Origin of the sequence: Cognatundibacterium jejuense (assembly GCF_014284255.1) — a bacterium.
Classification (GTDB): Bacteria; Pseudomonadota; Gammaproteobacteria; order Burkholderiales; family Burkholderiaceae_D; genus Undibacterium; species Undibacterium jejuense.
Genome location: NZ_JACOFV010000005.1, coordinates 156319 through 182293, shown reverse-complemented (window position 1 = coordinate 182293; position 25975 = coordinate 156319). Strand labels below are relative to the sequence as shown.

26 protein-coding genes, 1 tRNA gene and 1 riboswitch are annotated in these 25975 nt (G+C 46.3%); of the genes, 12 read left to right on the top strand and 15 right to left on the bottom strand.

The features are described 5' to 3' along the window. Position 1: 1 nt before the first annotated feature. The 14 genes from H8K32_RS07470 to H8K32_RS07405 form a co-directional block, all read right to left on the bottom strand. Positions 2-478 carry a NuoB/complex I 20 kDa subunit family protein gene (locus H8K32_RS07470; protein ID WP_186911854.1) on the bottom strand — a complete coding sequence of 159 codons (477 nt, stop codon included), beginning with the start codon at positions 476-478 and terminating at the stop codon, positions 2-4. 6 nt (positions 479-484) lie between these two features. Beyond that, a complete protein-coding gene (locus H8K32_RS07465) occupies positions 485-844 on the bottom strand; it encodes an NADH-quinone oxidoreductase subunit A (RefSeq protein WP_186911853.1) in 360 nt (119 codons plus the stop codon). Between the two features lie 113 nt (positions 845-957). Continuing rightward, positions 958-1042: transfer RNA gene (locus tag H8K32_RS07460), tRNA-Leu, on the bottom strand. A gap of 86 nt (positions 1043-1128) precedes the next feature. After that, positions 1129-1485, bottom strand: a complete 357-nt coding sequence (gene secG, locus H8K32_RS07455) for a preprotein translocase subunit SecG (protein ID WP_186911852.1) — start codon at positions 1483-1485, stop codon at positions 1129-1131. Positions 1486-1530: 45 nt separating this feature from the next. Next, entirely contained in the window at positions 1531-2280 is a 750-nt protein-coding gene (gene tpiA / locus H8K32_RS07450; RefSeq protein WP_186911851.1) for a triose-phosphate isomerase, read from the bottom strand. 129 nt (positions 2281-2409) lie between these two features. Continuing rightward, positions 2410-3390, bottom strand: a complete 981-nt coding sequence (locus H8K32_RS07445; RefSeq protein WP_186911850.1) for an NAD(P)H-quinone oxidoreductase — start codon at positions 3388-3390, stop codon at positions 2410-2412. 128 nt (positions 3391-3518) lie between these two features. Next, positions 3519-5654 (bottom strand): polyribonucleotide nucleotidyltransferase, encoded by a 2136-nt coding sequence (pnp, locus tag H8K32_RS07440; protein WP_186911849.1) that lies wholly within the window; start codon positions 5652-5654, stop codon positions 3519-3521. Between the two features lie 254 nt (positions 5655-5908). Further along, positions 5909-6178, bottom strand: coding sequence for a 30S ribosomal protein S15 (rpsO, locus tag H8K32_RS07435; RefSeq protein WP_186911848.1), 270 nt, complete (start codon positions 6176-6178; stop codon positions 5909-5911). Positions 6179-6307: 129 nt separating this feature from the next. Beyond that, a complete protein-coding gene (locus H8K32_RS07430; protein ID WP_186911847.1) occupies positions 6308-7846 on the bottom strand; it encodes a 2-isopropylmalate synthase in 1539 nt (512 codons plus the stop codon). A 370-nt stretch (positions 7847-8216) separates the two neighbouring features. Continuing rightward, positions 8217-9089: a CDP-diacylglycerol--serine O-phosphatidyltransferase gene (pssA, locus tag H8K32_RS07425; RefSeq protein ID WP_186911846.1), complete on the bottom strand. Its 873-nt coding sequence runs from the start codon at positions 9087-9089 to the stop codon at positions 8217-8219. 148 nt (positions 9090-9237) lie between these two features. After that, positions 9238-9972 carry an SIMPL domain-containing protein gene (locus tag H8K32_RS07420; protein WP_186911845.1) on the bottom strand — a complete coding sequence of 245 codons (735 nt, stop codon included), beginning with the start codon at positions 9970-9972 and terminating at the stop codon, positions 9238-9240. Positions 9973-10193: 221 nt separating this feature from the next. Beyond that, positions 10194-11210: a ketol-acid reductoisomerase gene (gene ilvC, locus H8K32_RS07415; RefSeq protein WP_186911844.1), complete on the bottom strand. Its 1017-nt coding sequence runs from the start codon at positions 11208-11210 to the stop codon at positions 10194-10196. 89 nt (positions 11211-11299) lie between these two features. After that, a complete protein-coding gene (gene ilvN, locus H8K32_RS07410) occupies positions 11300-11791 on the bottom strand; it encodes an acetolactate synthase small subunit (protein WP_186911843.1) in 492 nt (163 codons plus the stop codon). Continuing rightward, positions 11791-13506 carry an acetolactate synthase 3 catalytic subunit gene (locus H8K32_RS07405; protein ID WP_186911842.1) on the bottom strand — a complete coding sequence of 572 codons (1716 nt, stop codon included), beginning with the start codon at positions 13504-13506 and terminating at the stop codon, positions 11791-11793. The genes ilvN and H8K32_RS07405 overlap by 1 nt, the downstream gene beginning before the upstream one ends. 526 nt (positions 13507-14032) lie before the next feature. On the opposite strand from H8K32_RS07405, the gene H8K32_RS07400 reads away from it, so the two are divergent. The 12 genes from H8K32_RS07400 to H8K32_RS07345 all read left to right on the top strand — a co-directional run bounded on the left by H8K32_RS07400 (position 14033) and on the right by H8K32_RS07345 (position 24296). Then, positions 14033-14605, top strand: a complete 573-nt coding sequence (locus H8K32_RS07400) for an RNA polymerase sigma factor (RefSeq protein ID WP_186911841.1) — start codon at positions 14033-14035, stop codon at positions 14603-14605. Then, positions 14602-15018, top strand: a complete 417-nt coding sequence (locus H8K32_RS07395; protein ID WP_186911840.1) for a DUF3619 family protein — start codon at positions 14602-14604, stop codon at positions 15016-15018. Before H8K32_RS07400 ends, H8K32_RS07395 begins: the two co-directional genes overlap by 4 nt. 2 nt (positions 15019-15020) lie before the next feature. Further along, the gene (locus H8K32_RS07390) at positions 15021-15761 is read left to right on the top strand and encodes a DUF3106 domain-containing protein (RefSeq protein WP_343067941.1); all 741 of its coding nucleotides are present in this window, start codon (positions 15021-15023) and stop codon (positions 15759-15761) included. A gap of 4 nt (positions 15762-15765) precedes the next feature. Continuing rightward, positions 15766-16278 (top strand): RDD family protein, encoded by a 513-nt coding sequence (locus H8K32_RS07385; RefSeq protein ID WP_343067940.1) that lies wholly within the window; start codon positions 15766-15768, stop codon positions 16276-16278. Between the two features lie 180 nt (positions 16279-16458). Beyond that, positions 16459-17130, top strand: a complete 672-nt coding sequence (locus H8K32_RS07380) for a TetR/AcrR family transcriptional regulator (RefSeq protein WP_186911838.1) — start codon at positions 16459-16461, stop codon at positions 17128-17130. Next, the gene (locus H8K32_RS07375) at positions 17127-17708 is read left to right on the top strand and encodes an LOG family protein (RefSeq protein ID WP_186911837.1); all 582 of its coding nucleotides are present in this window, start codon (positions 17127-17129) and stop codon (positions 17706-17708) included. The genes H8K32_RS07380 and H8K32_RS07375 overlap by 4 nt, the downstream gene beginning before the upstream one ends. A gap of 145 nt (positions 17709-17853) precedes the next feature. Continuing rightward, the gene (locus tag H8K32_RS07370) at positions 17854-18063 is read left to right on the top strand and encodes a DUF3460 family protein (protein WP_186911836.1); all 210 of its coding nucleotides are present in this window, start codon (positions 17854-17856) and stop codon (positions 18061-18063) included. A 21-nt stretch (positions 18064-18084) separates the two neighbouring features. After that, positions 18085-18939 carry a segregation/condensation protein A gene (locus tag H8K32_RS07365; protein ID WP_186911835.1) on the top strand — a complete coding sequence of 285 codons (855 nt, stop codon included), beginning with the start codon at positions 18085-18087 and terminating at the stop codon, positions 18937-18939. 88 nt (positions 18940-19027) lie between these two features. Next, positions 19028-19867, top strand: coding sequence for a pantoate--beta-alanine ligase (panC, locus tag H8K32_RS07360; protein WP_186911834.1), 840 nt, complete (start codon positions 19028-19030; stop codon positions 19865-19867). A 5-nt stretch (positions 19868-19872) separates the two neighbouring features. Next, on the top strand, positions 19873-20748 hold the full coding sequence (locus tag H8K32_RS07355; RefSeq protein WP_186911833.1) for a cobalamin-binding protein: 876 nt from the start codon (positions 19873-19875) through the stop codon (positions 20746-20748). Positions 20749-20886: 138 nt separating this feature from the next. Continuing rightward, positions 20887-21771 (top strand): EamA family transporter RarD, encoded by an 885-nt coding sequence (gene rarD, locus H8K32_RS07350; protein ID WP_186911832.1) that lies wholly within the window; start codon positions 20887-20889, stop codon positions 21769-21771. 177 nt (positions 21772-21948) lie between these two features. Next, a riboswitch (TPP riboswitch) is annotated at positions 21949-22045 on the top strand. Positions 22046-22121: 76 nt separating this feature from the next. Continuing rightward, positions 22122-24296 (top strand): TonB-dependent siderophore receptor, encoded by a 2175-nt coding sequence (locus tag H8K32_RS07345; protein WP_186911831.1) that lies wholly within the window; start codon positions 22122-22124, stop codon positions 24294-24296. 107 nt (positions 24297-24403) lie between these two features. Here H8K32_RS07345 and H8K32_RS07340 read toward each other — a convergent pair whose 3' ends face one another. Continuing rightward, positions 24404-25861, bottom strand: a complete 1458-nt coding sequence (locus H8K32_RS07340) for a Ppx/GppA phosphatase family protein (RefSeq protein WP_186911830.1) — start codon at positions 25859-25861, stop codon at positions 24404-24406. Between the last annotated feature and the right edge of the window lie 114 nt (positions 25862-25975).

Sequence of the window (25975 nt, the reverse complement as noted above, 5' to 3'; positions counted from 1 at the left end):
ATTAGCGAGCGATAGTATTAGTACGTTTAATCTTGTTCTGCAACTGAATCACACCATAAATCAGCGCCTCAGCTGTCGGAGGACATCCTGGCACATAAATATCCACAGGAACAATACGATCACAACCACGAACTACAGAATACGAATAATGGTAATAACCACCACCGTTTGCGCATGAGCCCATTGAAATGACCCAGCGTGGCTCAGCCATCTGATCATAAACTTTACGCAAAGCGGGTGCCATCTTGTTGCACAGCGTACCCGCAACAATCATCACATCAGACTGACGCGGAGACGGACGGAATACTACACCAAAACGATCCAGATCGTAGCGTGACGCGCCCGCATGCATCATCTCAACTGCACAGCAAGCCAAACCAAACGTCATCGGCCACATCGAACCCGTGCGTGTCCAGTTGATCAACTTATCGGCTGTTGTCGTAACAAAGCCTTCGTTTAATACACCTTCAATAGCCATAATCCATCACTCCCAATCCAGAGCGCCTTTTTTCCAGATGTACCAAAAACCTACGCCAAATTCCAACACGAAACCCAACATGATCAAAAAGCCAGTCCAACCCAGGTCGTGCGAAGCAACAGCCCACGGAAAGAAAAATGCCGTTTCAAGATCAAAGAGAATAAACAGAATTGCGATCAGATAATAGCGCACATCAAATTTCATGCGAGCATCTTCAAATGCTTCAAAACCGCACTCATACGCAGATGTTTTTTGAGAGTCTGGCTTATAGGGAGCAAGAACACGCCCTAAAACTTGAGGCACCACACCAACACCAATGCCAACCAGAATAAAGAGAAGAACTGGGAAATAATTTTCGAGGTTCACGTTAGGCTACCTGTAATTGAACGCCACATTGAAGCAAATCACTGTTTGACACAAATTCAAAAAAATGACCACTTCCTCGACAAAATCAGAAAAGAAAATCTGACCTATTGCTTTGGTGCCGACGACGAGACTCGAACTCGTACAGCTTTCGCCACTACCCCCTCAAGATAGCGTGTCTACCAATTTCACCACGTCGGCCTAAGCCCAGCATTCTACTATGATTGACCTCATTGTTCAACGCACAATTGCGGAAATTCAAGTTTTTTTGCTGGGTTTTTCGGAAATTATTTTGGAATCTGATTTACTTGAGCCGCAGAAGCAGAAACTGCTGGCGCGGAAGCACTTGCAGATGACACAGTTTTCATCACAGATACATTATCCATTACACCAGTCGACGCCTTACGATTACCAGCAATCACGCCCAACGATAATGTTGCAATAAAAAATAAGGCCGCAGCCACACCAGTCGAGCGAGACAAGAAATTCGATGAGCCCGTTGCACCAAACAAACTACCCGAAGCACCAGAACCAAAAGAGGCCCCCATGTCAGCACCTTTACCGTGCTGCAACAGCACCAGACCAATAATCGCCAATGCGGACAACACCTGAACCACAACTACCAAAGTAAAAAAAGTTTGCATTCAAAACACCTAAAAAAGATTAATCCACATCACTACATTAATTTATCAGCAAGCAGAAATGATCGCCAAAAAATCCATCGCCTTCAAGGCAGCTCCACCAATCAAGCCGCCGTCAATATCAGCCATTGCCAACAATTCTTTTGCATTTTCCGGCTTCATACTTCCACCATATAAAATCTGCACTGCATTTGCGGCTTCAGCATTCTTTACAGCCAATTGAGAACGCAAGAATGCGTGTACATCTTGCGCCATTTGCGGCGTTGCTGTTTTTCCAGTACCAATGGCCCACACGGGCTCATAGGCCAGGACAATATTTATCAATTGATCAGCACTCAATACATCCAGTACTGCCTGCAACTGCTCAGCAACCACAATATTGGTCGCACCATTTTCACGCTGCTCCAATGTTTCACCAACACAAACAACAGGAATCAGATTCTGCGCCAAAGCCTGTAAAACTTTCTGCGCCACAAGCTCACTACTCTCAGCATGGTACGCGCGACGCTCAGAGTGACCAACAATCACGTACTTACATAAACAATCAGCCAACATGCCAGCCGACACCTCACCAGTAAAAGCGCCATGAGTATGCGCAGAAACGTCCTGCCCACCCCATGCAACACGCGAATCACCCAAAACTTCAGCACACTGAGTCAGGTAAGGCGCAGGAGCACAAATCAGTACATCAACAGCGTCATTTGCTGGCAAACCAGCAATTATTCCGGTTAGCAAGGTATGATTAGCAGAAAAACTGCCATTCATCTTCCAATTGCCAGCTATAAGAGTTCGCCGCATAGTCATAGTAAGTCACAAATTAAATAACCGTCTATTGTATCTTGCGGACATGTGCACGGTCAAACCAGCTAGACCTCCAAACACAGGGAATACCACAATATATTTGCAACAACGGAACGCATTTTAAAATTACAAAATTTGCAGCACTATCTTGCCAATGTGATCACCCTGCTCCATCGTTGCGTGCGCGACAGATGCTTGCTCCATCGGAAAAACCTGATAAATTACAGGCGCTATTTTCTTTGTCTCAAGCAAAGGCCACACCTTCACACGCAATTGAGCAGCAATCGCCGACTTAAATTGCACAGATCTCGGACGTAAAGTTGACCCGGTAATCGTCAACCGTCGACGCAAGACTTGAGCCAAATCTATTTCCGATTTACTACCACCAAGTAGAGCAATGATCGCAATCCTACCATCATCAGCGAGACAATCAATCTCGCGCGGAATATAACTACCAGCAACCATATCCAGAATCACATCCACACCCTTGCCATCCGTCAATGATTTGACTACATCTGGAAATTGTTCAGTTTTATAGTTGATTCCGCGCTCCGCACCCAATCTCTCTGTAGCACGACACTTTTGTTCCGATCCCGCCGTGGCAAACACACGATGACCCAAGGCGCGGGCAATCTGGATCGCCGTCACACCAATACCAGAAGTACCACCCTGCACCAACAGCGACTCCCCCTCAGTCAGACGCGCGCGGTCAAAGACATTACTCCATACTGTGAAGTAGGTTTCTGGCAACGAGGCCGCTTCGATCATAGAAAGCCCAACAGGGATAGGAAGGCACTGTGCAATAGGCGCCACACAGTATTCAGCGTAGCCACCACCCTGCACTAAGGCACAAATGTGATCACCAAGCTTAAATTCGCATCCCACAAGGTCACCACCAACGATTTCACCTGCCACTTCCAGGCCAGGAAGGTCCGAGGCACCGGGCGGCACAGGATAAAACCCCATACGCTGCAACACATCGGGGCGATTAATACCAGCAGCGTGTACGCGTATCAATACTTCACCAGCACCAGCTTGCGGCTCAGGCCTTTCCGTCAACTGCAATACGTCGGGGCCACCAAATTTACTGATTTCGATTGCGCGCATAGCTACTCCAGCAAAATTTAAACAGCCATTGTATGCCATAAAAAAAACGCCCGTGTTTTGCACGGACGTTTTTAACTTAAATCATCAAACACTCAAAAATTCATCACGAATTTTTGAGATGGAGTCGATTATTGCTGCTGTTGTTGCTGTGGCTGAGCTTCGCCTTCAGCAACTGCGGCTTTCATAGACAACTTAAAGCGACCACGATCATCAGTTTCCAGCACTTTTACACGTACTTGCTGACCTTCTTTGAGGTAGTCAGCAACCGCATTAACGCGCTCGTTGGCGATTTGGCTGATGTGCAGCAAGCCATCTTTGCCTGGCATGATTTGAACGATTGCACCGAAGTCCAACAATTTCAAAACCGTACCTTCATAGACTTTGCCCACTTCAACTTCTGCAGTCAACTCTTCAATGCGACGTTTAGCCTCCTGACCAGCAGCGGCATCAACAGAAGCGATAGTGACTACACCTTCATCGCTGATATCAATTTGCGTGCCAGTTTCTTCCGTCAAGGCACGAATCACTGCACCACCCTTACCGATGACATCACGGATTTTTTCAGGATTGATCTTGATTGTGATCAGGCGTGGTGCAAAGTCAGACAATTCAGTTTTACCCACTGGCACTGCTTCTTGCATTTTACCCAGAATATGCACGCGCCCCTCTTTAGCCTGAGCCAAAGCAACTTGCATAATTTCTTTAGTAATACCCTGGATTTTGATATCCATTTGCAATGCAGTAATACCTTCGGCAGTACCAGCAACTTTAAAGTCCATGTCACCGAGGTGATCTTCATCACCCAGAATATCGGTCAACACAGCAAACTTATTGCCATCTTTGATCAAGCCCATCGCTATACCGGCAACATGCGCCTTCATTGGCACGCCAGCGTCCATCAACGCCAGGCAGCCACCGCAAACCGACGCCATGGAAGAAGAACCATTGGATTCAGTAATTTCAGAAACCAGACGTACTGAGTAACTGAAATCTTCCGGATCTGGCAATGCTGCTTGCAATGCACGCTTAGCCAAACGGCCATGACCAATCTCACGACGCTTAGGCGTGCCTACGCGACCTGTTTCGCCAGTTGCAAACGGAGGCATGTTGTAATGCAACATGAAACGGTCTGAGTATTCGCCCATCAAAGCGTCAATTTTCTGCTCGTCACGCGCAGTACCCAGAGTAGCGATCACCAACGCTTGAGTTTCGCCGCGTGTGAACAATGCTGTACCGTGCGTACGTGGCAATACGCCAGTGCGGATAGTGATTGGACGCACGGTGCGTGTGTCACGGCCATCAATACGTGGCTCACCTTCGAGGATTTGGGAGCGAACAATTTTCGCTTCCAGATCAAACAGGATGTTACCAACTTCAGAAGAATCCGGTGCAGCAACACCGGCTGCTGCCGCTTGCTCAGCCAATGCAGCAGAAACGCTGGAAGTTGCAGCCTTTAATTGTTCTGTACGAGCCTGCTTTTCTTTAGTCTGATACGCCGCACGCAGCAATGGCTCTGCAACTGCTGTAACTGCAGCAATCAAAGGCTCATTCTTAGGTGCTGGTGCCCATTCAACTTCAGGTTTTCCGCCATCACGCACCAGATCATGAATTGCATCAATCACAGCCTTCATTTGCTCGTGACCATACACAACCGCGCCCAACATCACTTCTTCAGACAATTGTTGCGCTTCAGATTCCACCATCAATACGGCAGTTTCAGTACCAGCAACAACCAAATCCAATTTAGAAGATTTCAATTGTGTCGCTGTTGGGTTCAATACATATTGACCGTCGATATAACCAACGCGCGCCGCGCCGACTGGACCACTAAATGGAATGCCAGCAACAGAGATAGCAGCAGATGCGCCAATCATGGCAGCAATATCAGGGTCGATTTCTGGATTCACAGATAAAACATGAACGATTACCTGCACTTCGTTCAGGTAACCTTCTGGGAACAATGGACGAATTGGGCGATCGATCAGACGGGAAGTCAGTGTTTCTTTTTCAGATGGACGACCTTCACGCTTAAAGAAACCGCCAGGAATACGGCCGGCAGCGTAAGTTTTTTCCATGTAATCCACGGTCAAAGGAAAGAAATCCTGACCTGGTTTTGCATCTTTTTTAGCAACAACAGTTGCCAACACAACGGTATCTTCAATAGATACGATAACGGCGCCAGAAGCCTGACGAGCGATTTCACCTGTTTCCAGAGTGACTTGATGCTGACCGTATTGGAAGGTTTTAGTTACTTTATTAAACACAATGTGTCCTTTCTATTATGCCGACAGATTTTCAGGGGCTGTCGTTCACCTCACCGCGAGCAATCCCTAAAGATTGCTTTTTTGCTTATTTTCAACACATACTTTGAAAATTCGCCAAAACTTTTTACTTATATGGCACTTAATTATACGGCACTTATTTGACGCTCATTATGCACGCCAAATAAGCAAAAAGCCTGCGACAGTCAACTGACGCAGGCTTTTTACTATAAATTGTTTGCCAGATACAGCAAGAATTACTTACGCAAGCCGAGTTTTTCGATCAGTGAGCGATAGCGATTCAGGTCTTTACCTTTCAGGTAAGACAACAGGCTTTTACGACGGTTAACCATCATGATCAAACCGCGACGGGAATGGTGATCTTTACCGTGGGCTTTGAAGTGACCGTTCAAGTCATTGATACGTGCTGTCAACAAAGCAACTTGCACTTCTGGAGATCCGGTGTCGTTTTGACCACGGGCGTTGTCCGCTACGATAGCGGCTTTTGCACTTTTTTCGATAGACATAATTTTCCTTTACATGCGATAACAAGAGTCGTAGCAACAAAAAACGTACTACAAAACCGTCGTTATCGTGAAATAAACACCCGTCAACATAACGGGACCCGCGACTATAACACGAAATCGCAACGGAAATCAAATCTGCGGATTAAGCTTCTCAGATTTGGACTCCAGTTTGTTCAGGGCTGACAAGTAAGCCTTGGCAGATGCCACCACGATATCCGGATCAGCGCCAACGCCATTAACGATGCGTCCCGACTTCGACAAACGCATAGTCACCTCGCCCTGCGACTGAGTACCAGTAGTAATTGCGTTGACCGAAAACAGCAATAATTCAGCGCCACTGGCAACCTTAGATTCAATCGCGTTGACGATTGCATCGACTGGGCCATTACCTATGCCTTCACAACTGATTTCTTTACCCTGATTGGAGAACACTACTTTTGCCGCTGGCATTTCGCCGGTTTCTGAATGCTGCGCCAAAGACACGAAATGATAAGCCTCATTGTCATTAGCCTGCTCCTCATCCGAGACCAAGGCAAGAATATCTTCATCAAAAATTTCAGACTTGCGATCAGCCAATTCTTTAAAGCGAGCAAAGGCGCCGTTAACATCAGCTTCGGATTCCAAAGTAATACCTAATTCATCGAGACGCTGCTTGAATGCATTGCGTCCGGAAAGCTTACCAAGAACGATTTTGTTGGCGCTCCAACCCACATCTTCGGCACGCATAATTTCATAGGTATCTCGCGCTTTCAAGATGCCATCCTGATGAATTCCGGATGCATGGGCAAACGCATTCGCACCGACCACGGCTTTATTTGGTTGCACAGCAAAACCAGTGATTTGCGAAACCAATTTGGACGCTGGCACAATCTGCGTCGCATCAATACCCAATTCCAGATTGAAGTAATCTTTACGGGTACGCACCGCCATGACGATTTCTTCCAAGGCTGTATTACCAGCTCGCTCACCGAGGCCATTGATCGTACATTCGATCTGACGTGCGCCGCCAATCATCACGCCAGCCAGGGAATTCGCGACCGCCATACCGAGGTCATTATGGCAATGCACTGACCAGATAGCTTTATCGGAATTTGGAATCCGTTCCCGCAAATTTTTGAGCATCGTTCCATACAACTCTGGCACCCCATAGCCGACGGTATCAGCAAAGTTAATCGTGGTCGCACCTTCTTTAATCACCGCCTCAATCACACGGCATAAGAAATCCATTTCTGAGCGACTACCATCCTCCGGACTAAATTCGACGTCATCAGTGAAATTTCTCGCGTATCTGACCGCCTGAATCGCTTGTTCCAAAACCTGATCTGGGGACATCCGTAACTTCTTTTCCATATGCAATGGTGAAGTCGCAATAAATGTATGAATACGCTTACGTTGTGCTGCTTGCAAGGCCTCAGCAGCGCGTGCGATATCGCGGTCATTTGCACGCGACAAAGAACAAATAATGGAATCCTTAATCGTCGCAGAAATCGCTTTGATAGATTCAAAATCTCCCGGAGAAGCTGCCGCAAAACCTGCTTCAATAACGTCTACTTTCAGGCGTTCCAACTGCTTTGCAATGCGAATTTTTTCATCCTTGGTCATTGATGCACCAGGGGATTGTTCGCCGTCGCGTAATGTTGTATCGAATATGATGAGTTTGTCAGCCATGATGTTCTCCTTTAGATTTTACCAATATAGAAATGAAATTGAGTTTTTGAATATTCTCCGGCCCACCCTTGCAAGACACACATGGGTAAAGAGGGACTACTCGAATTGGGGGAATGGGGGATTTAGCGCGTTACCGCACTAGTAGACTTGCAGATAGCAATAGCAAACCAACGAGACCGTTAGTTGTGATTACTGGGAGTGATTTAACTTGAAAGTTCATGCCTTAGACTATAAGCGCGATCTAAAAAAAGTGCAAGAATTTATAGCACATGAATCCCAATTAAATTAGGTCTGAAATTAAAAAAGCCACAGCGTGTTTTGAATGCCGTGGCTTAACATCAAAAAAACAAAATTTTATTTCTAAAAATCACTATCCATCGTTTTCTTCATGGCTTTCGTGACTGGTCTGAATGATGCTAATCGGGCGGCCATTTCTCCAGCGCCAAAGTAATACTGCATAACCAGACAAGCCATACAGAACAAACAATCCAAATAAAACCTTAGGTGGGTCACTGACCACGACCACATAAACCAACAAAATAATCAGCGGCGCGATAAACGGAAAGCTACGCTTCAAATTCAAATCTTTGAAACTATAGAAAGGTACATTGGTCACCATTGTCAAACCCGCAAACAAAGTGATACCCCAGGCGTACCAATGCAGATTGACCGGCAAAATTTCTAAATCATCCATCAACAGCACAAAGCTGGCAATCAATGCAGCTGCAGCAGGACTAGGTAATCCCTGAAAATAACGCTTATCAACCACTGCAATATTGGTATTAAAACGGGCTAAACGCAGGGCGGCACCAGCACAATACACAAATGCTCCTATCCAGCCCAATTTACCCATGCCACGTAAAGTCCACTCATAAGCCACCAATGCAGGTGCTGCGCCAAATGAAATCATGTCGGATAAGCTATCGTATTGCGCACCGAATTCACTTTGCGTGTTGGTCATCCGTGCTACCCGACCATCTAAACTATCCAACACCATGGCAGCAAAAATCGCAATGGCTGCTTTCAGAAAATTTTGATCCATCGCCATCACAATGGCATAAAAGCCGCAAAACAAGGCGGCGGTAGTAAAAGCATTTGGCAGCAAGTAAACGCCACGAGCACGTTGTTTCGCTGTCACCGGTAAACTATTACCGTCAGCATCCACTTTTTGCTGTGATTTGCGAACGCCTTTTGGAAAAAGCTTAAAACTACCTTTGGGTCTGCGTGATTTAAAAGATGGCATGCGATTCTAATTCGATTCTGATTCGATAAAAATAGCCCGAACAGGTCGGGCAGAAACTTGCAATTGATCTTTCAAGTATAACCCTCTTTGGCAGTCTGGAAAACCGCCTTGATTGTCAGGCAACTTATCAGGCAACTTATCATGCAATTTATTTCAACTTAAGTTTGCCTGTAATATGAATCGACAAGGATGTATAACCAGGCTCAAAACTGGGTGCATCAACCGGTCCTGCTGCGCGCGCAGATCTCAACATCATAGGTTCAGCAGCCATCGCCATTGGGCGCATATTGCTTCCGGCATTATCAAAATCCAGGGATTCAATCACGACATCCTCCGGATTTTTGCCCATAGTGTGGGTGATCATAGTCAACTTTTGAGAAAAATCTTTGTAACCAGCAGCAATCCGCTCTGATTCCAATTTAGCAATCGTCGCATCTGACAACCCAAAATTAACCCCATTGAGTGCAAGAATTGACTGCGCAGCTGCGGCAGTCGACGGCAATTGTTTTAAATTTTGCGTTTTAACTTCGAGATACTGTCCAGTACGCCAACCGACTAACTGCTGCTTAGGTGCTTGCCCCGCCACGGTTTTGGTGGCGTCGTTATATATTGGGTAGCTGTAATAGCCACGCGTATGCAATTCAGCCTGAGGATCTTCTTTTTTGATCAACTCGGTACCGGCTTTCATCTTTTGATTCACGCGCGATGCAGCTACGGCCTTATCTTTGTCTTGTTCTTCAATAAAAAAAGTCACGACAGCCTGATCATTGTCTGCTTTGATTTCTGCATTTCCCGCCAGGGTAATCACGGTGCCGGAGATACTTTGCGCAAAAACTGGCAACGAAAACAGCATGGCGGATGTTAATCCAATCATTTTTTTCATGTTAGTTCCTTCTCACTTAGTTATCGGTAAATTTGATCAATTAAAGCTATTTTGATTGATCATAAAAATAAGACCGCGTTTAACTCCTGAAGTTGCACAAAGTAGGACTGAACTTTGTTTTGAATCAAATTCTTCCTTTGTTTTTGACATTTTTAACAAATAAAAAATCGCCCTGAACAACCGGGCGACTTTGATTTTTTCAATCAGTAGAGCTGACTACATTAGTTTTTCGATTGATCAACTAATTTGTTTTTAGCAATCCAAGGCATCATCGCACGCAATTTTGCGCCAACTTCTTCGATCTGATGCTCAGACGTCAAACGACGACGGGAAATCAAGGTTGGCGCGCCAGCTTTGTTTTCCAAGATGAAGCTCTTCGCATACTCACCAGTCTGAATATCCTTCAGGCATTGGCGCATCGCGTCTTTTGTAGCGGAAGTCACAACCTTAGGACCTGTTACGTATTCGCCGTACTCTGCGTTGTTAGAAATCGAATAGTTCATGTTGGCGATACCACCCTCATAAATCAGATCAACAATCAATTTCAATTCATGTAAGCATTCGAAGTAAGCCATTTCTGGTGCGTAACCTGCTTCAACCAGCGTTTCAAAACCAGCTTTGATCAACTCAACCGCACCACCGCACAATACAGCTTGCTCACCAAACAAATCTGTTTCAGTTTCTTCACGGAAGTTGGTTTCAATAATACCGGCACGACCACCACCATTCGCCATTGCGTAAGACAAAGCGATATCACGTGCAGAACCAGATTTATCTTGATAAACAGCGATAAGGTGAGGAACGCCGCCACCTTGAGAGTAAGTACCACGTACTGTGTGACCAGGCGCTTTTGGCGCAACCATAATCACGTCCAGATCTGCACGTGGAACAACTTGGCCATAATGCACGTTAAAGCCGTGCGCAAATGCCAGAACTGCACCCTGCTTCGCGTATGGAGCAACGTTTTCAGCATAAACCTGAGCGATATTTTCATCCGGCAGCAAAATCATGATGACGTCAGCTGCTTTAACTGCGTCATTAACTTCTGCCACTTTCAGGCCAGCACCCTCAGCTTTACTCCAGGAAGCGCCACCTTTACGCAAGGCAACGGTCACGTTACAACCAGAGTCATTCAAATTTTGCGCATGGGCGTGACCCTGAGAGCCGTAGCCAATGATCGCAACATTTTTACCTTTGATCAAAGAGAGATCACAATCTTTATCGTAGAAAACTTTCATTTTGTATCCTATTTAATTTGAATAATTTGAATAATTTGAATAATTAATTTAAATAATTTCGTTACTTGTAGCGAATCGAAATTCGACTATTACACCTTAAGGATGCGCTCACCGCGTCCGATTCCCGAACCACCCGTTCTGACTGTTTCCAGAATCGCGGCGCGATCAATGGAGTCGATAAAGGCGTCCAGCTTTCCTTTATTTCCAGTCAGTTCTATCGTGTAGGTTTTTTCAGTCACATCAATGATGCGGCCACGAAAAATATCCGCTGTGCGTTTCATTTCTTCGCGCTCTTTTCCAACAGCACGCACTTTAATGAGCATCAATTCACGTTCTATATGCGCACCTTCAGTCAGATCAACCACTTTCACCACTTCGATTAGACGATTTAGATGTTTGGTGATTTGTTCAATCACGTCATCTGAACCCGTCGTTACGATCGTCATACGCGACAGCGTTGCATCTTCGGTCGGCGCAACAGTCAGGGTTTCAATGTTGTAGCCACGTGCAGAAAACAAACCAACCACACGCGACAAAGCACCCGCTTCGTTCTCAAGGAGAATAGAAATAATATGTCTCATTACAGATCCTCCGAACCAAGCAGCATCTCAGTCAAACCCTTACCTGCCTTCACCATAGGCCAGACATTTTCTGTTTGATCAGTAATGAAATTCATAAATACCAAACGGTCCTTCATGCCAAACGCTTCACGAATTGCGCCATCAACGTCGGCTGGGTTTTCTATCTTCATACCGACGTGCCCATAGGCTTCAACCAGTTTAGTAAAGTCCGGCAACGAATCCATATAGGACTCAGAGTAGCGCGAACCATAATCAATCTGCTGCCACTGCCTGACCATACCCAGGAAACGATTATTGAGCAAAATAATTTTTGGCGTCAGATGATATTGCTTGCACGTCGCCAATTCCTGGATACACATCTGGATAGACGCTTCCCCAGTAATACAGGCAACCGTCGCATCAGGATTAGCCATTTGCACACCCATCGCATATGGCAAGCCTACGCCCATGGTTCCCAAGCCACCAGAATTAATCCAGCGACGCGGTTTATCAAAGCCATAGTATTGCGCAGCCCACATCTGATGCTGTCCGACATCGGAAGTAACAAACGCATCGCCTTTAGTGACTTCCCAAACTTTTTGCACGACCGATTGCGGCTTAATCACTTCATTGGAGGTAGGATAGTTAAGGCAATCACGACCACGCCACTCTTCAATCTGCTTCCACCATGTTGCCAGTGCTTTCGGATCCGGACGTGTTTCCACTGCGCTCAATTGCGACAGCATTTCGATCAACACATCTTTGACATTGCCAACAATTGGAATATCAACTTTAACGCGTTTAGAAATGGAAGACGGATCGATATCAATATGAATGATCTTGCGTGGATGCGAAGCAAAATGTTTCGGGTTACCGATCACCCTATCGTCAAATCGCGCCCCAATTGCGATCAACACGTCGCAGTGTTGCATCGCCATGTTTGCTTCATAGGTGCCGTGCATACCCGGCATGCCGACAAATTTTTTGTCACTGGCGCGGTACGCCCCCAAGCCCATCAGCGTATTTGTGCATGGGAAGCCCAGCTCATCCACCAGCTTGTTCAGTTCTGGTGCGGCATGCGCAAGGATCACACCGCCGCCGGTGTAAATCATCGGGCGTTCGGCTTGTAATAACAGTTGCACAGCTTTGCGAATCTGACCTGCATGCCCTTTATCGACTGGCTTGTAAGAGCGCATTTCCACTTCTTTGGGGTAGTGGTAAGTCGTTTTGTGCATAGAGATATCTTTGGGAATATCCACCAGCACTGGACCAGGACGACCAGTCGTCGCAATAAAAAACGCCTTTTTGACCGTCTCTGCCAGATCGCGCACATCTTTCACCAGGAAATTGTGCTTGACGCAAGGACGGGTAATACCCACGGTATCACATTCCTGGAAAGCATCCTGACCGATAACGGCACTAGGAACCTGACCAGAAATCACCACCATAGGAATCGAATCCATATAAGCAGTTGCCAGACCGGTTACTGCATTGGTCACACCAGGACCGGAGGTAACTAAGGCAACGCCGACTTTATTGGATGATCGGGAATAAGCGTCAGCCGCATGAATCGCTGCCTGTTCGTGGCGCACGAGAATATGCTGAAACTTATTTTGATTGAAAATTGCATCGTAGATGTAGAGTACTGCGCCGCCCGGATATCCGAAAACGTGCTCAACACCCTCTTCGGCCAGACACTTAACCAGTATCTCTGCGCCTGTAAATTCTGAACTCATTATTGTGTCCTTTCAAGGTCCATAGGAAATTGATCGGATGCTCTTTCCTGGCGAAATCGACATACAAGTCCGGTAAGCTGAAATCCCTTTTTGTGCAGTCACACTCCCCTTTACAGCTCCGTTGGAGATGGTTCCAGGCAATGCTTAAGGCACTCGCTCAATCAGTGGTAAGGCTATGTAACGACAGACTTCTCACGCTTGTGGCATGGGTCAGAACAAACAGCTTCATTTAAAGCGCACCTGCTGGCGATAACATTGTGGGTTATTCCGAACAGATATTTGGTGCTCCGAGATTTTGGAGCGGACTCATACGGTAATGCGTTGCAGCATTTTGGTCAAGTGCAATTCGCTAATTAATTAGCTTTTTAAGATTGAAATATATTCATCTGTGCACAAAATAAGGACACAATGCGCTATTTTTGCTAGCATATGCGCAATTTTAAATACCTGTGCGTGATTTTAAAGAAACTGTCGTTTTGAATGTCGTTTTGAAAATCGCTGAGTAACTATATGAATATTGCCAACAATGGCTACTGAAAAAGAATTATCAAATTTCCTCGAAAGCGTAGAAAGACGTGCCTTCAAGCATGCTCTCTACACGGTAAGGAACGAAGAATCTGCTCTGGACATTGTTCAGGAAGCAATGATCAAAATTTCTGAAAAATATGGAGACAAGCCCGCTAACGAGCTGCCCATGTTATTTCAGCGTATATTGCAAAATACCATTCTTGATTTCTTTCGGCGTGAAAAAGTACGCAACACATGGGTAAGTTTATTTTCTAGCATCACTCCAAATAATAATGATGGCGATGATAATTTTGATTTGCTGGAAAGTTATGCCGCAGAAGAAGGTAGTGAAGCAGCAGAATCCACCGCAGACAAGCTAGAACGCGAACAAGTTCTGAATATTATTGATGATGAAATAAAAAAGCTTCCAGCACGTCAACGGGAAGCATTCCTCATGCGTTATTGGGAAGACATGGATGTGGCAGAAACCGCCGAAGCGATGGGTTGCTCAGAAGGCAGCGTCAAAACGCATTGCTCCCGTGCAACTCACGCATTGGCCGCATCCCTAAAGGCTAAAGGAATACAGCTATGAACTACTCAAAAGAATCTCAAGATCTCGACTTTGCTTACAAAGTCCGGCGCGCGCTGAACGAATCAGCCGAGAGCTTGCCTACGCCCACGCTAGACAGGTTAGCGCAAGCACGTAAAGCAGCGCTCGCGCGTAAGAAGCCAGATAGCGGCGCCAAAGTGCATGTATTTAGCGGAGTGCTTGCTGGCACGAATGGTTTTTCCTTCCCAGGTCCTTCAACTTGGCTAGGTAAACTCGGAATCATTATTCCATTGCTGGCATTGATTGCCGGGCTAGCGGGCATTTACGAAAATGAAAAGCAACAACGCATCAACGAATTAGCTGATATTGACACAGCGGTATTAGTTGATGAATTGCCACCTGCAGCTTATGTGGATACCGGATTTACTGCTTATTTAAACAAAGCGGAGGAATAAGCGTGCAGTTTTGCAACTTACGTCAGTTAGTCACTTTCACAATAAGCTTTATCGCGCTGCCGTTAGCTTTCGCTAACGGTGCGATTCCGTCTTTATCTTCCGCTCCAGCCTCAACTCCTGCAGCATCGGTCAAGCCCTTAGTTCCTCGATCAACAGCACATCAAGCTAAGCCACACTGGTCGGAATTAAGCGCTGCGCAACAGCAAGCCTTAGCCCCTTTGTCCGCCGAATGGCCGGAAATGCCAGAGACACGTAAGAAAAAATGGCTGGAAATTGCAAATCGCTACGCAACGATGAAGCCAGATGAACAACAACGTCTGCAAGAAAGAATGCGCGACTGGGTAAAATTAACACCAGAACAACGTGCCGCGGCACGTGAAAATTATGCCCACGTGACACAAATCAAGTCAGAAAACAAATCCGTACAATGGGAACAGTATCAGCAACTCAGCGCGGAAGAGAAAAAACGTCTGGCTGATGAACATGAAAAGAAAAAGCGTCTGACCAATTTGTCATCAGAAGCCATTAGAAGCCCACAGATCATCGCACCGATTAAAGTCGGACCGACTCCTGTGAAGACAAACAAAGTGCCAGCGCCAACATTCATCAAACCGACAGCACAGGTAGCGCCAGCAGCTGCTTCCGCCGTATCTACAACGAATGCTACCCCAGCAAGTGCTACACCTGCTGTCGCAGAAACACCAGCAAGTACGGCAGCAAACTCTCAAGCCTCATCGAAATAATTCTGTGACTATCGAATTACAAGCACCCCTACTACGCCGCCGGTTAATCTGCATGGTCTATGAGGCCATGTTGTTATTTGGCATCGTTTTTGTTTTTGGTTTTATATTTGATGTGACAACGCAAAGTAAAAGCGCGTTGATGCTTCGGCATGGGCGCCAAGCGTGGTTGTTTCTTGTCATCGGAGCGTATTTTGTATTTTGCTGGAGTCGCAGCGGACAAACGCTGGCAATGCAAACCTGGCGGATTCGCGTTACTGACCTCGATGGCGGCAAACTCCCTCTGGTAAAAGCAATTGTTCGTTATTTTTTAGCATGGATGTGGTTCATACCAGCAATGGCACTGGACTACCAGTTCGGGCTCAAAGAATGGCCGATGGTGCTTGTTATCAGCCTCGGCATCACGGGCTGGGCACTCACTTCGAGACTCGATAAAAACGGTCAGTTTTTGCATGACAAACTAGCAAAAACATGCATGATTCAGGTGCCGGAAACGGCACAAAGCAGCGTAGAATCATAGACAAGTTTTGAGCTTGGCTGGATCAATGTTATTCTTATGAAATAATATAGGACTAACGTAAATTATTCCAACCAGGCAGATTCACAAAACGAGTGCTTATGGTACGACGTTACGTCGATAGGCCAAGAGCGCCGGTGGAGCAATTTTGCGTTCGTCCATCATCTATCGAGATTGAATGACATGCAACACAAAGCCCCTCGCCGCACCCGGGAACGCATCCTCGAACTATCCCTTCGTTTATTTAATGAATTCGGGGAACCGAATATCACGACCACCGTCATTGCTGAGGAAATGAATATTTCCCCGGGCAATCTTTATTATCACTTCAGAAATAAAGATGACATTGTTAATTCCATTTTCACGCAATTCGAAGCTGAAATTAACAAAAAACTCGCTTTCCCGCACGGTCGTAAAGCCAATATTCAGGATATCTGGACTTATCTGCATCTGACCTTTGAATTGGTCTGGCGCTATCGTTTTTTCTACCGCGATCTGAACGACCTGTTGTCACGTAACCGCAAACTAGAACTCAATTTCAAGCAAATACTTTCCCACAAAATCAAAGTGGCAAATGAACTTTGCAATGGCTTGCGTGCCGATGGCGAGTTTGAAGGCTCAGATATGGACATTGATGCGCTGTCGACCAATATGGTGGTGGTTGCCACGTATTGGCTGTCTTATGAATATGTGCGCAACCCTCGCAAATACACAGAATTACAAACAATGTCTGAATCTCTGGCTCGCGGCTGCTATCAAGTCATCTCGCTGATTAGTCCCTACTTGCGCGGAGAAACTAAGCAAGTATTCGAGAAGCTGTCGCAAGATTATTTGCGAAAAATGAGCCCAGCATGAAATCAGTATGCGTTTATTGCGGAGCATCACCAGGAATAACGCCTGAATATACGTCAGCAGCTCGTCAATTAGCTGCCACCCTGGTCAAGCATGAGCTCCGCCTTGTGTATGGGGGCGGCAATGTCGGTCTGATGGGCATTATTGCCGATGAAGTTTTAAAACTCGGCGGTCAGGTCACTGGCGTCATCCCCAAAGCGTTAATGGACAAAGAAGTAGGACACATTGGTCTGACTGAATTACATATCGTCAATAACATGCATGAACGCAAAGCATTGATGGCACAATTATCTGATGCGTTTATTGCGATGCCAGGCGGTATCGGCACACTCGAAGAACTATTTGAAGTTATGACCTGGGCGCAATTAGGTTTTCATGAAAAACCAATCGGCCTGCTGAACGTCAATGGTTTTTATGATGGATTACTTCAGTTTTTACAACATACGGGCGAACAAGGCTTTTTACGCGCAAACCATCTTGAGATCCTGATCCACGACAATCAAACAGAATCACTTTTACAGAAATTGCAGACCTATAAGGTAGTACCAACGACAAAATGGGTACAAAGCAGCGATCTGTAAATTGGCGCACTGCCTCTCCAGAAACTCAATTTTATAGAAGTTTGATTCAACTACTTGCTTGCGATCAGTGCGCAAATGCGGTTTTTGCTGAAATTAAGAGTAAAATGCGGCTTCATCCGTTCTTTTATATGTTTATTTCAAAACTATGAAATTCTCTAAGCAATTCTCTTTGTACGAATCCGAAGCGACTCACTTCATCCAAAGTTTAAAAAGCGCCAATCCTAAACTCGAGCAAAGCCAGCGTGATGGCCGCGCCCTGTTATGGGATAAAGCACCAGTGGATCTGAGCGTACAAAAAGATACTCTGGATTCCATCGTACCGCAGCAACCCTACGTTTACCAAAACAAAGGATAAGCCCGTCTTTACGGCTAGCTTGTGACTACTACTGCACTCCCCCCTATTGATCTGCCACTGGTCGGTGCTACTGATAGCACACCAGATGTGGTGGATGGTTTGGCTTTTGCCAAGCTCTATGGTGAGCCGCTATTTAAGTTACCAAATGACTTATATATTCCACCAGATGCCCTCGAAGTTTTTCTGGAAGCATTTGAAGGGCCGTTGGACTTATTGTTGTATCTGATACGCAAACAAAATTTCAATATCCTGGATATTCCGATGGCGCAAGTAACTTTGCAATATCTGAAATATGTTGATCAGATCCGCAATCACAATCTGGAACTTGCGGCCGAATACTTATTGATGGCGGCCATGCTGATAGAAATTAAATCACGCATGCTGTTGCCATCGACCAAAAGCGCAGCGGGCGAAGAAGCTGAGGATCCACGCGCAGAGCTGGTCAGACGTTTGTTGGAATACGAACAAATGAAGCTAGCCGCGTATGATTTGAATGCTGTGCCGCAATTAGGGCGCGACTTTCTTCACGCACAGGTGTTTGTCGAACAGAACACGGTACTGCACTGGCCACAAGTGGAGTTGGCCGATATACAAGCTGCATGGGCAGATATTTTGAAACGTGCAACCTTAGTTGCACATCACAAAATCAGTCGAGAAGAACTGTCAGTGCGCGAACATATGTCTGGTATTTTGCGTAAGTTGCAGTCGGCGAAATTTGTCGAGTTTTCCGATCTGTTTGATCCGTCGCGTGGCGCACCAGTCTTAGTAGTGAACTTTGTCGCCCTGTTAGAGCTTGCAAAAGAGACGCTGATCGAAATTACGCAGGCTGAGGCATTTGCACCGATCTATGTACGGCTCGCCTACTCACCAGCTTGAACACAAGGTGTGTCCTGATAATGCGACCTAGCGAAACGGGCACACTGAATTACAACTGAAAACAACTGAATTCAATTAATTTCTCACCATGAAAATCATTTCATCCATCGAAGAATTGCGCGATCATCTGAGCGGACAATTGCGTACCGCATTTGTACCTACCATGGGCAATTTACATGAAGGCCATTTGTCGCTGATGCGTCTGGCAAAAAAACATGGCGATCCTATCGTTGCCTCGATTTTTGTAAATCGCCTGCAATTTGGCCCAAATGAAGACTTCGATAAATATCCGCGCACTTTTCAGGCTGACGTAGAAAAGTTGGAAAAAGAAGGTGTCTATATTTTATTTGCGCCCACTGAAAAAGATTTATATCCTGAACCACAAGAATTCCGTGTGCGCCCACCGGATGATCTGGGCAACATCCTGGAAGGTGAGTTCCGCCCTGGATTTTTTACTGGTGTGACCACCGTGGTACTGAAGCTCTTCTCCTGCGTACAACCACGTGTTGCCGTGTTCGGTAAAAAAGATTATCAACAATTGATGATCGTCCGTAACATGAGCAAGCAATTTGCCTTGCCAACCGAAATTATTGCGGCTGATACGTATCGCGCTGACGACGGCCTGGCTTTGTCGTCCCGCAATATGTACTTATCTGAAGCGGAACGTGCAGAAGCACCGGCTTTGTATGCGGCATTAAATGAAGTCGCGAATGAAGTGCGTAGCGGTCATCTGGATATGTTTGAACTCGAACGCAACGCTATGGCAAAACTTGCCGGACGCCATTGGAAACCAGACTACATTTCTATCCGCAAACGCGCTGACCTACAACCACCATCAGCAGGCGACCTTGCACAAGGTGCGCCTCTGGTCGTGTTAGCAGCAGCCAAACTGGGCAACACCCGCCTGATCGATAATCTGGAAATTTGAATCTCATGTTGCACCACCTCGGCAGCTTTTTCTTATTGTCATTGACCGTTGCAACATCATTTGCAGCAGTCAGTGTCAAAGACGATGCCATGCACACGGTTACCCTGACGCAGCCGGCGCAACGCATCGTTAGCCTGGCACCCCACGCCACCGAATTACTGTTTGAAGCTGGCGCTGCAAAAAGCGTCGTTGCCGTCAGCGATTACAGCAACTTCCCCGAAGCAGCAAAAAACTTGCCATCCGTCGGCAATGTCTTTGCGATGGATACCGAACGCCTACTCGCGATTAAGCCGGATTTAGTCGTTATCTGGGGCACAGGTAATGGCAAAGTTCTAGCCAGTAAACTGCGCAGCAATCACATCACCGTTTTCGAAAGTGAACCGCGCAATTATGAAATGGTGGCAACGTCGATAGAAAGATTATCGATATTGGCGGGCACTGAAACTGTAGGCAAAGCCGCCGCTGCTAAATTCAGACAGCGCTTAGAGGATTTGCGAAAAACCTATCGCCAGCCTGATTCGTCGACGCCGGTAACTGTATTTTATGAGGTGTGGAATAAGCCATTAATGACCCTCAATGACGAACACATGATCTCGGCTGCGATTCGCTTATGTGGCGGTAGAAACGTTTTCGGCAGACTGAAAGAGTTAAGCCCAACGATTACGACAGAAGCCCTGTTATCAAGTAATCCAGATGCAATTATTACTGGTGGTGAAAACGCCGATGCACTCAATGAATGGCGCTCATTTAAGACGCTGACAGCGGTCAAAAAAAATCATTTGTATGCCGTTAAGGGGGATTTGCTCAACCGCGCTGGTCCGCGCATTCTGGATGGCACAGAAGTACTGTGCAAACAAATCGCCCTTGCCAGAGAAAAATAATTTTTCGGCATTGCTGTTCGGATAATTTCACTCCAGACATTTCCAACACTTCGGGTGGTATTGAGCATACTTTCAGATTTACGGCGATAATACCTTCTCTGGCCGCATTTGCGGCCTCCTTTATTTAGGATGCAGCACATGCGTAAAGGCATATTATTAGCCGGCTCTGCCTACACGATCTGGGGTTTGTTCCCACTCTACTTCAAAGCCTTGCACTCGGTTCCTTCATTAGAAATTTTATTAAACCGTATGCTGTGGTCGCTGTTATTTTTAGCCATTGTACTTACCTGGCGCAAGCAATGGGGTTGGCTGGCGATGGTGCGCCGTCAGCCTAAACTGATTGCCAGCTTCGCTCTCAGCGCCGTTTTATTATCAAGTAATTGGTTTATCTATATCTGGGCGGTAAATGATGGCAAGGTCATTGATTCCAGTCTTGGTTACTTCATGACACCGCTGGTTAATATTCTGATTGGCTCGGTACTACTCAAAGAAAGACTGCGCTCTGGTCAATGGTTGGCGATTTCTTTTGCGGCCTTGGGCGTGGCATGGATGACCTTCCAGACCGGGCATTTACCATGGATAGGCCTCGCGCTAGCGGCGACTTTTGGTACGTATGGCTTATTAAGAAAAACTGCAGCATTAGGCGCGTTGGAAGGTTTGTCTTTGGAAACCGCAATCTTCTTCCCGTTTGCCTTTGGCTACCTGACATGGCTCACCATGCATGGACAAAATGCACTGGTATCAGCTGGAACTGATGTCAAAATCTTGCTCGCATTAAGTGGCCCTATCACTGCCATTCCTTTATTGATGTTTGCCGCTGGTGCGCGCCGCATACCGATGACGACACTGGGCTTGCTTCAGTACATTGCACCATTTGTGCAGTTATTGCTTGGTGTATGGATATTCAATGAAAATCTCGATACCCATCGACTAATTGGTTTCATTGCCATCTGGATTGCATTATTCATCTATTCAGCCGAAGGTCTGTGGATGAATTTCAAACCCGCCAGACAAGCGGCTTAGTGAACATTAAAATCAGGGAGTATAGACGTTTTTATACGTTTACCTCCTTGATAACAAACGACCTAAAAATATACTCCCCCAGGGTATCAGCAAACCTAAAAAAGCAACAAATCAGACATAGGGTAGTTAACGGTCACCATCATCAAAAGTCTTAATGCTGATTTCATGTTAAAGTAACGCCTTCGCTAGGGGTCCTGGAATACATTTCCGGGTGAGAGAGTCCCTTGAACCTGATCTGGATAATGCCAGCGAAGGGAAGCGCAAAGTTCACGTCGTTTTCTCCTGTCTATGCTTTGTTTGCTCCTTTGCTGTGCTGCCACCCTGCGCACCACAAGTATAACGAGCACATAATGACACAAGTAACTTCACACCCTACCCGCCGCCAGGCAACCACGCTGGTATTTCGCCCGACACTGATCACCATCGCCATTGCACAACTCGTCTGCATGCAAGGCGCTTACGCTGCGGCAGAGCCAGAGAACAACGCAACAGCAAACTCTGCATCAGTGCAAGAAGTTGTGGTCTCTGGCAACAAGACCTTCGCTAAAGCAGACCACACCAAGGCAGCAGGCTTTATTGATGAAAAATTGCTTGATACGCCATTTTCCGTCAATACCTGGACCGCGCAACAACTGCAAGACTTGCAAATCCGTTTGACCACGGATGTCATGAAGTACGATGCCAGCGTCAATGATGCTTACAATGCAGTAGGTTATGCTGAGCAGTTCTCTATCCGTGGCTTTGCACTCGATAACGAATACAGCTATCGTAAAGATGGCTTTGCGATTCCTGCAGATGGCTCGATTCCATTGGAAAGCAAAGAAACCGTTGAAGTATTAAAAGGTATTTCCGGCTTCCAGTCTGGTTTTGCAACACCCGGCGGCGTCATCAATTATGTGACTAAACGCCCGACAAATAACGACCTGCGCAGCGTTACTACCAGCATCTCTGAACGCGGCACCTTATACGGCACATTCGATTTGGGTGGAATGTCTTCAGGCAAGCAATTTGGCTACCGTATCAATGCCGCCGAAGAAAGAATGCGCTCTTACATCATCGGCGCAAACGGCAACCGCCAGTTTATTTCTGGCGCATTTGACTGGCATTTATCACCGCAGTCATTACTACAATTCGACTTTGACTACCAACACCGCGCGCAAATCTCTGCACCAGGTTTTCAATTAACAAATGGCACCGATTTACCACGTGGAATTCGTGCCGACATGATGCTCAACAATCAGCCGTGGTCTAAACCCGTTGATACGACAGATAGCAATATCGGCGTACGTTACGAATACAAACTGGACAATGCCTGGACTGCCAGCGTTGCCATCAACAAGCATGAGTTCAAACGTAATGATTACACGGCATTTCCACTCGGATGTGGTTCAGCTAACCTCGCCAGCGGCTATTGTGCGAACGGTGATTACGATATTTACGATTACCAAAGCGTAGGCGAAGCAAAATCGTCCTGGGGGACTCAGGCACTGCTGAATGGAAAATTCACTACCGGTAATTTCCAACATCAATTTGCGACCGGTTTAAGCAGCTCGCAACGCAAAGATTTCTTCGGCGCATATGTGTATGATTTCGTTGGTACCAGCAATGTTTTCAATCCTGTCGTCGTTGGTCAATCCAGCAACACCACCGGCCCAGTGTTACTGCAAAGAACCGATAAAGAATGGTCTGCCTTCTTACAAGACGCCATCAGCCTCAATGATGCATGGACAGTACATGCGGGTATCCGTCACCTGAATATTGAGCGAACACAACTTGGTCTGAGTGGTTACCAACACAATTATTGGGTATCAAATGCGGCACTGGTATACAAACCTACGCAGAACACATCCTTGTACGCCTCGTTTGCACAAGGTCTGGAACATGGAACGATTGCACCATTTGGGACAAACAACCAGAATCAATTACTTGATCCTGCCAAATCGAAGCAAATTGAAATGGGCTTCAAGTCCGACGTAACACGCGATTTGAGTGTAAGTGCTGCCGTTTTCCGGATTCAAAAGCCACTACAATACATTGATAGCAATAATAACTATGTTCAAAACGGTACTGCACAACATACCGGACTGGAGCTGTCGGCTTTAGGGAAAATCACATCACAACTGACACTCAGCGCCAGCTTAACTGAGCTTAACGCCACTCAGCAAGACACTGGCAATGCCACACTAGAAGGCAAGCGTGTATTGGATGTACCAAAACTGAAGGCGACGATCTATGCGGACTATACTGTCACCGAAGTCAAAGGTTTAAATCTGAACGCGAGTTGGCAGTATTCAGGGAACAAAGCATATACACCGGATAACAGCGTCATTATTCCTGGTTACCAGGTTTATAACCTCGGTGCCCGTTACGTGACACGTATAGGCAATACAACGACGACCTTACGCTTTAACGTCGACAATGTGCTCAACAAGTTCTACTGGCGGGATGCAACGCAATCACTGGGTGGCTATTTATTCCCGGGCTCACCACGCATCTATAAACTATCAGCGCAATTTGATTTTTAATGTAAGGTTGGAATTGGCGGATAGCAGCCGCCGATGCCAGCGTATCAAATAGACCAAAAAAAAGGAATTCAAATTATTGAATTCCTTTTTCATTTTAAAACCTGCGTTTAGACATTCGTCCTGACTAAAAAATCTACACCAACCTCACGCCAGCATTCGATTTCTTTTTGCAACCAATACGCGACCGTAGGATGTAAAGTGACCCAATCACGGCGCATCTCAAGCTCTACGCTACGTTTCATTTTGAGTCTGATGTCTTCATAATCAATCTCAGCGCGCGAATGCATCAGCATGACGGATAAACGCAAGGATAAGACAGCTTTGGCAAAATCAGGGTCAACCAAGGCTTCGCTAATCTTACGCAGATTCCCTTTCTGACTCAGAATCAATTTACTCATGATGCGTTGTTCGCTCGTGGTGAAGCCCGCCATATCGGCATTTTCTATCATGTAGGAACCATGCTTATGGTAGCCGGTATGAGAAATCACCATCCCTACTTCATGTAAGCGAGCACTCCACAATAACAAACGCAAATAATTATCAGACGAGGGTTTAAGTTGTTGATACAAAGATTTCACCATATCAACGACCCGATTGGCACGCGACATGTCGGTGTTAAACACATTGGCGACTTTCTGCACTGACACTTCGCGCCGGTCTCGTTTGGTGGCGCGCAGATACAAGTCCCACATCACGCCCATACGCAAGCCTGCTTCAATCGGGATCAATACTTCAATATTGAACTCCGTCATCAAACCGATCAATATCGCCAGACCACCGACGACCATGGCAACGCGTTCGGGTTTAATGCCACTCAATTCCAAATCACTGAGCTTGCCACATTGAATGCAGTATTGTTTCAAGGCATTCAAACTCAACATCGTGATTTTGCCGTCACCCAGACCACCTTTGATGATGGCATCGGCGATCGCACGCATGGTGCCCGACGAGCCATAGGCCTTGCGCCAATGCTGGGGTTGGTAGGGTGGCGCGGCATCTTCAAACATAGAACGCGCCGACAAAATAGCAGCTTCAAATGCTGCTTCTGTTAAACGGCCATCAGGAAAAAAATTGGCACTGGTTTTTACTGTACCAATGCTGAAGGATTCAACCTGGACGATTTCATGCCCGCGACCAAGTATCACCTCGGTTGAGCCACCACCAATATCCATAACGAGGCGGCGCTCGCCAGGAATAGCGACGGCATTCGACACCCCCATGTAAATCAGGCGGCCTTCTTCCTCACCCGAAATAACTTCAATAGAATGGCCAATTGCGGCTTCTGCTTGCGGTAAAAGAATAGCGGCGTTTTTTGCTATACGTATAGTGTTGGTTGCAACTACCCGTAAATTTTCAACTGGATAAGCATTGAGGATCTCGCGAAAACGGCTAAGGCAGTCAATTGCACTTTGCATGGCCTCCGCAGTCAGATTACCGCTTTCATCGAGGCCTGCCGCCAATCTGATAGGTTCACGCGCACTCTTGACGACGCGAATGGCGTCGCCTTCATGACGTGCAATATGCATACGAAAACTATTTGAACCTAGGTCAACGGCGGCCAGCATATTTGCTTTCCTTTTTAATGTTCTTTAGTAATACCAGTCATTATTCCTACCTTACATAAAAATGATACTAATCATTTTTTATGACATCGCAATGACGATCAAATTTTACGATAG

Bases quoted from the DNA above. Each gene is read 5' to 3' on its own strand.
- H8K32_RS07445 (WP_186911850.1), bottom strand. From the start codon at position 3,390: ATGCGCGCAATCGAAATCAGTAAATTTGGTGGCCCCGACGTATTGCAG.
- H8K32_RS07470 (WP_186911854.1), bottom strand. From the start codon at position 478: ATGGCTATTGAAGGTGTATTAAACGAAGGCTTTGTTACGACAACAGCC.
- H8K32_RS07380 (WP_186911838.1), top strand. From the start codon at position 16,459: ATGCAACACAAAGCCCCTCGCCGCACCCGGGAACGCATCCTCGAACTA.
- H8K32_RS07345 (WP_186911831.1), top strand. From the start codon at position 22,122: ATGACACAAGTAACTTCACACCCTACCCGCCGCCAGGCAACCACGCTG.
- ilvC (WP_186911844.1), bottom strand. From the start codon at position 11,210: ATGAAAGTTTTCTACGATAAAGATTGTGATCTCTCTTTGATCAAAGGT.
- H8K32_RS07405 (WP_186911842.1), bottom strand. From the start codon at position 13,506: ATGAGTTCAGAATTTACAGGCGCAGAGATACTGGTTAAGTGTCTGGCC.
- H8K32_RS07340 (WP_186911830.1), bottom strand. From the start codon at position 25,861: ATGCTGGCCGCCGTTGACCTAGGTTCAAATAGTTTTCGTATGCATATT.
- H8K32_RS07355 (WP_186911833.1), top strand. From the start codon at position 19,873: ATGTTGCACCACCTCGGCAGCTTTTTCTTATTGTCATTGACCGTTGCA.
- H8K32_RS07430 (WP_186911847.1), bottom strand. From the start codon at position 7,846: ATGGCTGACAAACTCATCATATTCGATACAACATTACGCGACGGCGAA.
- panC (WP_186911834.1), top strand. From the start codon at position 19,028: ATGAAAATCATTTCATCCATCGAAGAATTGCGCGATCATCTGAGCGGA.
- H8K32_RS07420 (WP_186911845.1), bottom strand. From the start codon at position 9,972: ATGAAAAAAATGATTGGATTAACATCCGCCATGCTGTTTTCGTTGCCA.
- pssA (WP_186911846.1), bottom strand. From the start codon at position 9,089: ATGCCATCTTTTAAATCACGCAGACCCAAAGGTAGTTTTAAGCTTTTT.
- H8K32_RS07375 (WP_186911837.1), top strand. From the start codon at position 17,127: ATGAAATCAGTATGCGTTTATTGCGGAGCATCACCAGGAATAACGCCT.
- tpiA (WP_186911851.1), bottom strand. From the start codon at position 2,280: ATGCGGCGAACTCTTATAGCTGGCAATTGGAAGATGAATGGCAGTTTT.
- H8K32_RS07400 (WP_186911841.1), top strand. From the start codon at position 14,033: ATGGCTACTGAAAAAGAATTATCAAATTTCCTCGAAAGCGTAGAAAGA.
- rpsO (WP_186911848.1), bottom strand. From the start codon at position 6,178: ATGTCTATCGAAAAAAGTGCAAAAGCCGCTATCGTAGCGGACAACGCC.
- secG (WP_186911852.1), bottom strand. From the start codon at position 1,485: ATGCAAACTTTTTTTACTTTGGTAGTTGTGGTTCAGGTGTTGTCCGCA.
- rarD (WP_186911832.1), top strand. From the start codon at position 20,887: ATGCGTAAAGGCATATTATTAGCCGGCTCTGCCTACACGATCTGGGGT.
- H8K32_RS07395 (WP_186911840.1), top strand. From the start codon at position 14,602: ATGAACTACTCAAAAGAATCTCAAGATCTCGACTTTGCTTACAAAGTC.
- ilvN (WP_186911843.1), bottom strand. From the start codon at position 11,791: ATGAGACATATTATTTCTATTCTCCTTGAGAACGAAGCGGGTGCTTTG.
- H8K32_RS07370 (WP_186911836.1), top strand. From the start codon at position 17,854: ATGAAATTCTCTAAGCAATTCTCTTTGTACGAATCCGAAGCGACTCAC.